The sequence below is a fragment of the Dietzia sp. E1 genome, assembly GCF_014145015.1.
GTDB classification, from domain to species: Bacteria; Actinomycetota; Actinomycetes; order Mycobacteriales; family Mycobacteriaceae; genus Dietzia; species Dietzia cinnamea_A.
Genome location: NZ_JAALDU010000372.1, coordinates 1 through 2,419 on the forward strand (window position 1 = coordinate 1; position 2,419 = coordinate 2,419).

The 2,419-nt window shown below is 72.1% G+C and carries 3 protein-coding genes; 1 reads left to right on the forward strand and 2 read right to left on the reverse strand.

Annotation, left to right across the window (positions count from 1 at the left end; all coding sequences use genetic code 11):
- Window positions 1-1,011, forward strand: a 1,011-nt coding sequence (locus G6030_RS12220) for a DUF368 domain-containing protein (RefSeq protein WP_182643302.1), incomplete at its 5' end; no start/stop codon positions are given.
- On the opposite strand, the gene G6030_RS12225 is transcribed toward G6030_RS12220, so the two are convergent.
- Both G6030_RS12225 and G6030_RS12230 read right to left on the reverse strand, forming a co-directional pair.
- The gene (locus G6030_RS12225; protein ID WP_182643303.1) at window positions 972-1,955 is read right to left on the reverse strand and encodes an SRPBCC family protein; all 984 of its coding nucleotides are present in this window, start codon (window positions 1,953-1,955) and stop codon (window positions 972-974) included. The two genes, G6030_RS12220 and G6030_RS12225, sit on opposite strands and share 40 nt — an antisense overlap.
- A 37-nt stretch (window positions 1,956-1,992) precedes the next feature.
- Window positions 1,993-2,352 carry a metalloregulator ArsR/SmtB family transcription factor gene (locus G6030_RS12230; protein WP_182643304.1) on the reverse strand — a complete coding sequence of 120 codons (360 nt, stop codon included), beginning with the start codon at window positions 2,350-2,352 and terminating at the stop codon, window positions 1,993-1,995.
- Between the last annotated feature and the right edge of the window lie 67 nt (window positions 2,353-2,419).

Here is a 2,419-nt window from a genome sequence, read left to right on the forward strand (position 1 = left end):
GTCGACGACGCCGATCTCGACCCGCGCTCGCCGGTGCCGACCCGGCCGGGCCCGCTGGGCATGGTGGGCAACGCCGTCCGCGGCGCGCTCATCGGCATGGCCGAACTGGTCCCCGGCGTCTCGGGCGGCACGGTGGCCCTGGTGACCGGTGTCTACCCGCGGTTGCTGGATTCCGGCGCGCACCTGGTGGACGGCCTGCGCTCGGCCGCGCTGGGCCCGGACCGTCGGGCCCGCACCCGCGCCGCGTTCCGGCACGTCGACTGGTGGCTGTTGCTGCCGATGGCGATCGGCATGCTCGCGGTGGTGTTCACCGTGGCCGGGGTGATGAAGGGGTTCGTCGAGGGCAGTCCCGAGATCGCCCGCGGCCTGTTCCTGGGCATGGTCGCCGCGAGCATCGCGGTCCCGCTGGGGATGGCGCGGGCCACCCCGGGTGGGCGCAACTGGGTGCTGGGCCTGATCTTCGTGCTCGGCGCCGCGTTCGCGTTCGTCCTGTCCGGGTTGCCGAGCGGGTCGATCAGCGACCCCTCCTATCTGTTGGTGTTCGTGGCGGCGGCCGTGGCGATCTGCGCCCTGGTCCTGCCCGGGGTGTCCGGGTCGTACCTGCTGCTGGCGATGGGCCTGTACGCCCCCACGCTCGGGGCGGTCGACGAGCGGGACTTCGCCTACCTGGGTGTCTTCGCGCTCGGCGCGCTGGTCGGCATCTCGCTGTTCGTCAAGGTCCTCGACCGGCTCCTCGAGGACTTCCGCAAGCCCACTCTCGTCGCCATGGCCGGGCTCATGCTGGGTTCGCTGCGTGCGCTGTGGCCGTGGCAGACGGAGGAGGCCGACGTGCTCGCGCCCGGGTCGGACTGGCCCGTCGTCCTGGCCGCGGTGGTGGCGGGCGTGGCGGTGGTGCTGATCGTGCTGGCCGTGGAGAAAGCCTTCGCCGGGAAGACCACCGGCACCGCCGCCGCCGGCACCGCCGCCACCGATCAGGCCGCCGACAGCACCTCCGACTCCAACCGCCGGTAGCCGACCTCCATCCCGTCGACCATCCCGGTGCCGAGGATCATCTCGCGCAGCTCGGCGCTCGCGTAGGTGATGACGAGCGTGAGCAGCGTCCCGCCCTCCACGGCGGTGAGGGTCTGCTCGTTGCGGGTGGGCGGCGCGTCCGCGCCCTCCATCGTCTCGGTGAACACCTCGCGGTGTGGCGGGTCGGTCTCCAGCAGCTCACCCGTCAGGGCGAACGGCTCGCCCTCGACGCCCTCCTCGGGCGCCCACTCGAAGCGCGTGGCCTGGCCGGGCTCCGATGCGACCCGGCACCCGACGAGCGCCCAGCCGGCCGGCCCGTGGAACCACCGGTCCAGGACCGCGGGGTCGTGGTGGGCGTCCCAGACCTGCTGCGGGGTCCCGCGCAGGACGCGGGTGAACCGGACCGTCCGGTCGTCGAGGTGCTGCGTCCGCGTGCCGGCGTCGGCCGCGAAGCTGGCGTCGTCGCCGACGACGGCGTCGATCTGACCCATCGCCTCGCGGGTGCCCTCCTCCATGCCCATCGCGACCAGCTGCTCGAGTTCGGAGAGGCTGGCGAAGTGCGAGGTGGTGGTGAGGCGGGAGCCGGTGTCCGTCGCCTCGAAGCTGAACACCATGCGCGTGGTGGGCAGGTCCGTGTCGGGCGCGCCGTCGTCGCGGGTGAACCCGTCGAGCACCTCGAACGAGCGGCCCTCGTCGACCGCGAGGAACTCCCAGTAGCCGCGGGCGCGGCTGCCGTCGGGCCCGGTCATGTAGTAGTCCGTCCGGCCGCCGGGGAACACGTCGTGCCGGGTGAAGGTGGCGGGCCACGTCGGCGGGCCCCAGAAGCGTTCGATCTGCCGCGGGTCGACGTAGGCGTCCCACAGGCGACGCACCGGCACCGGGAACTCGGCGACGATGGTCAGGGTCAGTTGGTCGAGATCTTTGTCCACCGATGTCACCGGCATGACGGGCCTTCTTCCTCGCGGATGGTGCTGACGTGGGTCACTCGTGGTGGTGCTCCTCGGCGAGGAGGGCGTCGAGTCGGTCGATGCGTCCCCGCCAGATGTCCTCGAACCCGTCGAGCAGGCTCTGCGCTCGTCGGATCGCGTCGACATCGCCCCGGATCCGGCGCTCCCGGCCGATCCGGTGGTCACTGATCAGTCCGGCCTCCTCCAGGACGTTGACGTGCTTACGGACGGCCGCGAACGACATGTCGTAGTGGTCCGCCAGTTCGGAGACGGTGGACTCGCCGGCGAGCGTGCGCCGGAGGATGTCCCGCCGGGTGGCGTCGGCCAGTGCGCGGAACAGTCGGTCCACCTCGTCGTCATCGAGGGCCACCTCATCCGTTCGACATGAAACCATGTGGTATCACGTTAGGCCCGCCCGCGCCGGGGGTCAATACCCCGTGGCGGGCCGACCCTCCGTGCGC